The following is a 9,314-nucleotide window of genomic DNA, read 5'->3' as shown; positions in this document are numbered from 1 at the left end:
AAGCCATTCTCGATATGAGGCTTCAAAAGCTTACACAGCTTGAAACAGAGAAAATCGAAGAAGAATATAAGGAGCTTTTAAAGCTTATTGCAAAACTCAAAAAGATACTTTCAAACAAAAAAGAAATTTTGGGGTTGATAAAAGACGAGCTTCTTGCAATAAAAGAGAAATATGGAGACGAAAGAAGGACTTCTATTGCGGGAGCCGCGGAAGATATAAGCGTTGAAGAGCTTATCCCCGAGCAGGAAGTTATTGTCCTTACTACTCGTGATGGATATGTTAAACGCATTCCTGTAAATACTTTCAGAGCTCAGCTTCGTGGCGGGCGTGGCATTGCGGGGATGGCAACAAGGGATGAAGACCAGATTGACAAGATTTTTGTCTCTTCAACCCATAGTTTTGTTATATTTTTTACAAATAAAGGCAAATCATATAAGGTAAAAGTTTTTGAATTGCCCGAAGCGAGCAGGACAGGGAAAGGACAGAGTATTGCAAACTTTCTTCAAGTTGGGGAAGGAGAGAGGATTACAGCTTCAATAAATATTAATTCTTTTGAAAGAGAAGGGAAATGCTATTTTATGATGGCGACAACATCAGGCGTTGTTAAAAAAGTAGAAGTCTCCGAATTTGCCAACATAAGACGAAGCGGGATTATCGCGATTAAGCTTAAAGGCGATGATGAGCTTAAATGGGTAAGGGAGACCGATGGAAAACAGGAAGTTATTTTAGGGACAGCCAAAGGACTTATGATCCGGTTTAACGAAAAGCATGTGCGCGCTATGGGGCGTTCTGCCTCCGGCGTTAGGGGAATCAGAGTTGGGAAGGGAGACAAAGTTATTTCGATGGATATCATAACCCCAAAAGGGGATCTTTTAGCTATATCTACAAAAGGGTTTGGCAAAAGGATGTCGCTTAAAGAATTTGGGGCTCAAAGCAGGGGAGGGAAAGGACATATTGCTATTAAACTTCGGCCTGACGACTCCGTTGCTTCTATGAAAATAATTGACGATACAGATGGTCTTTTGTTTGTGACCGCCAAGGGGACAATGTCACGGCAGGAGGCAAAAGGGATTTCGACACAGGGACGTTATGCCAAAGGGGTTCGTATCCAGCGTTTGGATGCGGATGATTATATAGTTGGGTTAGATAGTGTAGTTAAAGGTGATGATGAAGTTATAAATGAAAAAATTGCACCGGAAAACAATCAAACCTCCTAAAAGAATTCTTGCGATAACATTATTAATTGTTGTAATAATTATTGTGATTATTGGTTTTATTTTTTCAAATATTAATAAGACCCCATCCTTGAAGATTTATTTTTTAAAAGAAGACTCTCTAGTCGCTGTTTTACGCCCAATAAAAGAAGGGGAAGATATTTTAAGTAAAACGGCATTTGAATTGCTTAAAGGCCCAACCAAGGAAGAAGTTTCCCGTGGATATTTTACAGAAATACCAAAAAGGGCAAGAGTTCTTTCGCTTAAAAAAGAGGGCACATTACTGAGAATTAATTTTAACAGAGATTTTGAAAATTATGGAGGAGGAAGTGCGAGAGTTCTTGGACTTGTTGGACAAATTATTTATACTTTTACCGAAACATCTGACATAGAGACAATACTTATAATGATTGAAGGGAAGGAAGAAGTGGTTTTGGGTGGGGAGGGCTATGTGATTGACCATCCGTTATCAAGAAGTGATATTAAACTTTAATCAACGTAACCCCGCTTATTTACGGTAAAACCAGAAATCAATAGATTGCTTAAAATTTCTTCTGGTATGGAATAATCGGGGTTAACTACAAAAATTGAAATCTCATTAAAATCTTACCGATAAATAACCATGCTGAAATCAACCCCCATGGGGAGAAAAAAATGAAGAGGCTTACAAGTTTTTTGGTGCGAGGGACAGAGTCTTATAAAAGTTTTACAAGACTTTTGATTGATAACAGAGTCCTGCGTAGTTGTATCGGGCTTGATAAATGCGTAACCGGAATTCATAGTTTAGGTGATGGAGAAAGAAACTTGGTTGTTGTTGATACCGGTAGCTTTTCAGATTTACAGGAAAAACAGAAAGTAGATCAGTTGCAACCACCTTCTCTCCCTACGGAAGCACTTCATGAAAATTCTATCAGAATGCTTTTGGTTACAAAGTCTATTCATCCAAAAATGGAACCTGATGAGGTAGAAGAATTTAATACATCTCTTGACAGTGTTCGGAGAGAATTAAGAGGGATGGAAATTGCTTACAGGGAAATTGAAGCTTACAAGCTTTCTCCTGCCTGCAATTTTGACTTTAACTTGGTTGGCGTACTTGGTGGAGACGGAACTTTTTTGCATGTTGGCAGAAGCCTTGAGAATGGGTTTCCTATCTTTGGGATCAATGCTAATCCCCACAGAAGTTATGGGCACTATTTAAAAACTCGGGGAGATGACTTTAACAGAAATTTATCAAGGCTTATTTCCGGCGATTATATTATTTATAATTTGCCGAGGATTCAGCCCGTTTTAACAAGAGGCGAAAGATCGTTTAATCTTCCTCTTTTATTAAACGAAGTTGCGATAAAAGATTATGCCCCCTTTAAAGCAACAAGATGTGTGGTTCAGGTTGCTGGAAGAGAAGAGTTTATTTATAGCGATGGTATGTTGATAAGTTCTTCATCTGCTTCTCGTCCTGGATCTTGGGCTCTAAATGCCGACGGAATAATGCTTGGAGAGGGATCTTCTTTAATTCAGCTTACCTCTTTTGCCCCGGGGAGAATTGCAAAAAACGGGGAACAAAATCTACTATGTAATTTTATTACAGGGGAGCCTGTTACTGTTGTTTCTGAAAACCGGTTTGAGCCGTTAATCGGCGTAGATAGCGCTGAAAGCTTTGATTTCCCTCGAGGAGATCGATTGCTTGTTACGGGGGTTGTTTCTCCTTTAAGATTTATTGATTTTCCAGAAAAGCTTTCTTCCTCTGAGGTAGACGCGCTCGCTTACGAATTACAAGATAGGAGAGCTTTTTTGGATGACGAGATTATCCGCGAATTAGAGCGGACATCTCTATGCACGGCTGTTAAGCCTGGAGAAAAAAATCAAATCTTGTTTTTGCAGATAGCCCCAGACCTTAGTAACATGAAGATTTGGGCTATTAAAAAGTTGGGGGAGAAAGCCCTTGGGGCCGAAGATATTTTATTGCTGGAAGAAGTTAATCATCCTCTTTTACTTTATCCTACAGCTGAAATAGCAGCAAAAGCGTCGACTGAAAGGGATATGATATTTAACTTGTACCGTTATGGAAATTATATAACAGAAATGAATGGTGTTGTGGTTGAGTGGAACGCAGAAGAAGACAAAAATGTCTGGGGTCCTTCTATTGATACGGTTTTTTTCTTACATACTTTACACAAACATGGATTGTTTAAAGATTCTGTTCTTGCGGCATCTGAAATAGGGACAGGAAATGGCATGTTAGCCAAAGGCGTCACAATGTTTTGCCATAATTTAGAGGATATGGAAATTACGGATATTAATTTTAATGCCTTAAAATGCGCGGGGCGAAATATTAGAAGGGGATTAAACAAAAGCTTATTAATAAGCAGTTTTCATTCTCCAGGGACTAGAAAGATTTTTGGGCGGGATCTCTTAATTATAAACCCACCCTATGTTCCTAAAAAGAGAGCAGAAGAGACAAATCCTTATGAGGGGACGGGGCTTATAAAAGAGATTATAGAAAACAGGCTTAAACTGCTCAAAAGAGAAAACCCCGACGCGGCAATTGTGATAAACTACAGTTCCTTGGCCCAAAAAGATTTTGATTCTTATATGGAAGGGGTAGACGATGTTAATGTTGAACTTCTTGAGACATTGACTGTCCCTCTGAAAATAAATTGGGCCAGCATTGATCCTGAATGGATGGAATATCTTTTAACAGAGTGTGGGCTGGAGCTTAGAGATGAGTCGATATATGGATACAAATACTGGCATACTTTGAAAATTGTTAAAATAACAAAAAAAGATACTTAGGAGATATACATATCTTCATAATACGGTCGTATTCTGAAGGATACTCCTAACTTTTCTGCTATTTTTTTTGTTTTTTCTATGTCTATAACTTCCGGAATGCCGACAACACTTGCTTCAACCTGCGGGATATGTTTTTTTGCCTCTTTTATAAAATCAATTATGTAATCAAAGGTTTTTTCCCCTGCTGTCGGGGCGCAGAGCTTATTGTAAATATAGGCATCTTGGGCATTTAGAGAGATTGAAATAAAATCAATTAATCCTTTTAGTTCAGGAAGAATGTTTCTTCCCCAAAAAAGGTTTGCGTGCCCGTTTGTATCGATTCTTATTTTAGCTGAGCCATGTTGAGCCTTTATAGCGGTTGCAACTTCTTTAACGGTTTCAAGTCTTATAAGTGGTTCTCCATATCCGCAGAAGACAATTTGTTCATATCTGCGAGGATCTCCAATCGCTTTGATTATTTCTTCTGTTGTAGGTTCAGAGGCAAGCCATAACTTGTAGTTACTGTTGAAGTCTTTTGTTTTATTTCTTATGCAAAAAGAACATTCGTTGGTACACCTGTTTGTTATGTTTAAATAAAGAGAATTTCCTAGTTTATAGACAATATCTTGCATTACTTTTTGAGCTCTTTTTTTAGCGTTTTCTGTGCGGCATCAGGGTTGGCACGCCCTTTAGTTGCCTTCATGATTTGGCCAACAAAGAATTGAAGAACTGCTTCTTTCCCAGACTTAAATTGCTCAACCTGTTTAGGGTTAGTTCTTATAACTTCCTGAACTATTGCTACAAGCTCTTCTTCATTTGAAATTTGAGTGAGCCCTTTTTCTTTTATTATTTCCTGTATTGATTTTCCGCCTATTAAAATTTCAGGAAGGATAATTTCTTTTGCGACTTTTCTGGAGATTGTTCCTTTGTCAATTAATTGAAGCATCTCCACCAGGATTTCAGGTGTTAACTTTATATTCCCGAAACCTATTTTTTCTTCTTTTAAAAAAGCGGTAATCTCACCTACAAGCCAATTTGCGACTGTTTTAGGGTTAGCGTATTGCCTTGCTGTCTCTTCCAAAAAATCTGCCATTTTAGGATTTGATATTATAAAAAAAGCATCGGCATCAGATATGCCGTAATTTTTTGCAAACCTTACTTTTTTATCTTCAGGAAGTTCTCCAACGGTTTTGCGTATTTCTTCTATCCATTCTTTTGTTGGGGCAATAGGGACAAGGTCTGGCTCCGGGAAATACCTGTAATCATGGGAATATTCCTTTGTCCTCATCCCTTTTGTTTTTTCTGTCTCTTCACTGTAAAATCTTGTCTCTTGAATTATTATTCCTCCCTCATCAACAACTTCTCTATGCCGCAATTCTTCAGCCTTTAAAGCTTTCATAACAGCCTTGAATGAATTCATATTTTTTATTTCGGTTTTTGTCCCAAATTCTTTTTGCCCAACAGGCCTTATTGAAATATTCGCGTCACACCGGAGCGATCCCTCTTCCATTTTTGCGTCGCAGACGCCGATATATTCCAAAAGGTGGGCAAGTTTTTCCATATAAGCCTTTGCCTCTTCGGGCGTTCTTAGGTCAGGCTCGGAAACTATCTCCATAAGAGGGGTTGCGGCCCGATTGTAATCTGCAAGGCTGTAATCCGAATCCATAATGCGCGCAGAGCCTTTATGAACAAGTTTTCCCGCATCTTCTTCAAGATGGATTCTTGTGATTCCAACTCTCTTTTTATTTTCATCAACTTTTATTTCCAAAAAACCATGTTCCGCGAGGGGGAGATCAAATTGTGATATTTGATAATCTTTTGGCAGGTCGGGGTAGAAATAATTTTTACGGGCAAAGACAGACCTATTATTGATTTTGCAATTTGTTGCAAGGGCTGTTTTGATTGCAAGTTCGATTGCTTTTTTATTTATGACAGGAAGCGTTCCAGGCTGACCTGTGCAGACAGGGCAGATATTTGTGTTCGGCTGATCGCCAAAATTATTGGCGCACCCGCAAAACATTTTACTCTCTGTCTTTAGCTGGGCATGGACTTCAAGTCCGATTACAGTTTCATATTGAGGCATATTATTATTATAGCGTATTTATTGTGAAAATCTCGCACATAAAGGTTTCTATTTCTTTTACAATCTTTTTTTATTCAACAAATTATTGTTTTTTATGCCAAGTTGTATTCTGCTCGTAAGCATATGCTGCTTTCAGGATAGTTTCTTCATCAAAGGCCTTTCCCATTATTTGAAGGCCGATTGGGAGGTTGTTTGCGTTGCCACATGGGATAGAGATTGCAGGTATCCCCGCCAAATTAACAGGAATTGTTGCAATGTCCGATAAATACATTGAAAGCGGATCGTTTGCTTTTTCCCCTATTTTAAAAGCAACCGTAGGAGATGTTGGAGAAATTAAAACATCGCATTGCTCAAAAGCTCTTTCAAAGTCCTGCTTAATCAAGGTTCTTACTTTTAAGGCCTTTAAATAATATGCATCATAATAGCCTGCAGAAAGAGCATAAGTTCCGAGAATGATTCTTCGCTTAACCTCCGGCCCGAATCCCTCTCGCCTTGTGTTGTAATACATTGTAATAAGGTCTTTGGCCTCTTGAGAGCGATGCCCGTATTTCACCCCGTCGAAGCGGGCAAGATTAGAGCTTGCTTCGGCCGGCGCGATTAAATAATAGGTTGAAACTGCATATTCAAATGATGGAAGTGAAACTTCGGAAAGAACAGCGCCAAGTTCCTCATATTTTTTAATAGCAGATTTAATGGCAAATTTCACATCTTCTGAAATCCCTTCTTCCATTAATTCCTTTATAACCCCAATCTTTAGTCCCTTGATATTTGTAGTTAAAGATTCTCTATAGTTGGGGACAGGCATATCAACCGATGTTGAATCTTTTGGATCATACCCTGCCATTACCTGAAGAAGCATCGCCGCATCAGTTACATCTTTTGCAAGCGGGCCAATCTGATCAAGCGATGATGCAAATGCGACGAGCCCATATCTTGAGATTCGCCCATAAGTTGGTTTTAGTCCGACTATTCCGCAAAAAGATGCCGGTTGTCTTATAGATCCACCGGTGTCAGATCCTGTCGCAAGGATAGCTTCGTTCGCAGCTACTGCTGCCGCGGACCCACCCGAAGAGCCTCCTGGGACACACTCTAAATCCCGTGGATTTTTTGTAATATGCATTCCGGAATTCTCGGTTGATGATCCCATCGCAAATTCATCAAGGTTTGTTTTCCCTATGATTACAGCCCCTGTCTCTTTTAATTTTGTAACAATAGTTGCATCGTACGGGGAAACATAATTTGCGAGAATTCTTGAAGCACAGGTGGTTAAAATCCCTTTTGTACACATGTTATCTTTAATCGCAATTGGAATTCCTGTAAGTGGTGTTATATTTTTCTTGGTTTGAATTTGTTCGTCAGCAATCCTGGCTTGATTTAACGCCTCTTCTTTTGTAAGAGTAATATAGGCCTTAATCTGCGGTTCAACGGATTCAATATGTGCAAAAACTTTCTCTGTAAGTTCAGCAGAGCTTATTTTTTTCTCTATTAAAAGATCATGCAATTCATGCGCTGTTTTATTAATCATTCCTTAGTCCTTATTAATCCTAAAACCTGAATTCTATATTCTCCTGTATCCCAGTTGCTATTCCATAATTTTCGGCACTCGGAACATATTTTCTTCAATCTCCGGTCCGTTTTTTAAGATAACATCAATATCCTTGTATTTTTTCACAACATCCTCACGCATGACATTTGAAATTGGGATTGCATGAGATGTTGGAGGAATATCTTTTGTATCCAACTTATTTAAGTTTTTTGCATATTGAAGAATGTTATCAAGCTGTTTTGAAAAAGTCATTTTTTCTTCTTCCGAAAGGCCGAGCCTTGCAAGATGGGCTATGTGGTCAATATTTATATCCATATTTAAATTATATCGTATTTATTGAAAGTTATAAACCCTGGGTGGTCAGATAAAGAGAAATGTTATGTTATAGGCAATGTGAAAATAAAGATTGCGCCTTTGCCTCTCCCCTCAGATTCGGCCCACATTCGACCGCCATGTTTCTCAATAATGCTTTTAGATAAAGCCATTCCCAAACCTGTCCCTTTTCTTTTAGCCCCTTCTTTATTGGAAGTGCGATAAAATTTTTCAAACAAATGATCTAAATCCCCGGGCTCAACTCCTATTCCTTCGTCTTTTACAGAGATATAAATTTTATTTTCAATTTGTTCCGCCGATAAAATTATTTTCCCTCCAGGATTACTGAATTTTATAGAATTTGATAATATATTTATTAAAACTTCAAGGAGCGCTTCTTCATTCCCGCTGATATTTGGAAGATTTTCTGCGATATGCTTTTCAAAGGCAAGATTATTGGCTTCAAATTGGGGATAAACCTCCGCGATAGATTTTTCTATGATTTTTGAGATGGAAATATTATAGGTTTGAAAGTTTTGCATTTTTGTTTCAATGTGTGCCAAATCAAGCAGATCATTAACCAGATTGTTTATTCGGCGGGATTGCTTTTGAATAATAGTCAATGCTTTTGTTTGGTCTTGAGTTAATGGCCCTGTTAATCCTTCCAGAGCTAATGAGATATATTCCTGGATGGAGGTTAAAGGGCTTCTTAATTCATGAGCAACCATGTTCATAAAGTTTATTTTGTCGTTAGAAAGTTTTTCTATCTCTTCTTGTTTTTCATGAATTTTCAAAGATAGATATGACATTGTATATATTAAAGCTAGAGCTATAAAAAACAGAGAAAAGCTTTTTAATGTGAAATATCCTGGATCTGAGTATACGACATTGGGAAGTATGGCTATTTGATAGTGTGGGATGATTTGCAAGGCTTCAAGTAAATTATTGGCAGAATAAAAGATAATTGCATGGCCGCTCATTAAAATTCCCATGGGTGAACCAAAAAACAACGCTGTTGTTGCAAGATCAATAAAATATAATATATGAAAAGGGCTATCTACCCCTCCGCTGAAGTGGACCATTATTGTTGTTATTAAAAGGTCTGTAAAAATTCTAAGATAGTTATAAAAATTTGTTGTTATATAGTAGGGGGAACTTACTCCAAGGTAATAAAATAATAAGTTATATAAAAAGGCAAAACCTAAAAGAAGATAAATAGGGAAAAATTGAAATTGCATACCAAGTAAATGCGCTGAAAGCACAATGACTAAAATACTGAAAATGACAAAAAAACGAACCTTAATAAGCCAAATAATCCGTTGAGCTGTTTCGTTTGTTGACTTTTCAGTCATATGGCACATATTTTATTACTATACTTGACCAGACGCAA

The 9,314-nt window shown here is 37.9% G+C and carries 8 protein-coding genes; 3 read left to right on the top strand and 5 right to left on the bottom strand.

Going from position 1 to position 9,314, the window contains the following annotated elements:
- The first annotated feature begins 14 nt into the window (after positions 1-14).
- The 3 genes from A2290_04240 (at position 15) to A2290_04230 (ending at position 4,004) form a co-directional block, all read left to right on the top strand.
- Positions 15-1,217, top strand: coding sequence for a hypothetical protein (locus A2290_04240; protein ID OGC13986.1), 1,203 nt, complete (start codon positions 15-17; stop codon positions 1,215-1,217).
- Entirely contained in the window at positions 1,180-1,707 is a 528-nt protein-coding gene (locus A2290_04235; GenBank protein ID OGC13985.1) for a hypothetical protein, read from the top strand. The genes A2290_04240 and A2290_04235 overlap by 38 nt, the downstream gene beginning before the upstream one ends.
- A gap of 161 nt (positions 1,708-1,868) precedes the next feature.
- Positions 1,869-4,004 carry a hypothetical protein gene (locus A2290_04230; protein ID OGC13984.1) on the top strand — a complete coding sequence of 712 codons (2,136 nt, stop codon included), beginning with the start codon at positions 1,869-1,871 and terminating at the stop codon, positions 4,002-4,004.
- Here the strand turns inward: A2290_04230 and A2290_04225 are convergent.
- The 5 genes from A2290_04225 to A2290_04205 form a co-directional block, all read right to left on the bottom strand.
- On the bottom strand, positions 4,001-4,615 hold the full coding sequence (locus tag A2290_04225; protein OGC13983.1) for a radical SAM protein: 615 nt from the start codon (positions 4,613-4,615) through the stop codon (positions 4,001-4,003). The two genes, A2290_04230 and A2290_04225, sit on opposite strands and share 4 nt — an antisense overlap.
- Entirely contained in the window at positions 4,615-6,066 is a 1,452-nt protein-coding gene (locus tag A2290_04220; GenBank protein ID OGC13982.1) for a glutaminyl-tRNA synthase (glutamine-hydrolyzing) subunit B, read from the bottom strand. The genes A2290_04225 and A2290_04220 overlap by 1 nt, the downstream gene beginning before the upstream one ends.
- An 82-nt stretch (positions 6,067-6,148) precedes the next feature.
- The gene (gene gatA, locus A2290_04215) at positions 6,149-7,591 is read right to left on the bottom strand and encodes an aspartyl/glutamyl-tRNA amidotransferase subunit A (GenBank protein ID OGC13981.1); all 1,443 of its coding nucleotides are present in this window, start codon (positions 7,589-7,591) and stop codon (positions 6,149-6,151) included.
- Between the two features lie 57 nt (positions 7,592-7,648).
- Positions 7,649-7,945 carry an asparaginyl/glutamyl-tRNA amidotransferase subunit C gene (locus A2290_04210; protein ID OGC13980.1) on the bottom strand — a complete coding sequence of 99 codons (297 nt, stop codon included), beginning with the start codon at positions 7,943-7,945 and terminating at the stop codon, positions 7,649-7,651.
- A gap of 44 nt (positions 7,946-7,989) precedes the next feature.
- A complete protein-coding gene (locus A2290_04205) occupies positions 7,990-9,276 on the bottom strand; it encodes a hypothetical protein (protein OGC13979.1) in 1,287 nt (428 codons plus the stop codon).
- Positions 9,277-9,314: the final 38 nt, after the last annotated feature.

This window comes from candidate division WOR-1 bacterium RIFOXYB2_FULL_36_35 (assembly GCA_001771505.1).
In the GTDB taxonomy this organism is placed as follows: Bacteria; Margulisbacteria; WOR-1; order XYC2-FULL-46-14; family XYC2-FULL-37-10; genus XYB2-FULL-36-35.
This window is presented reverse-complemented; position numbering and strand designations above follow the sequence as displayed.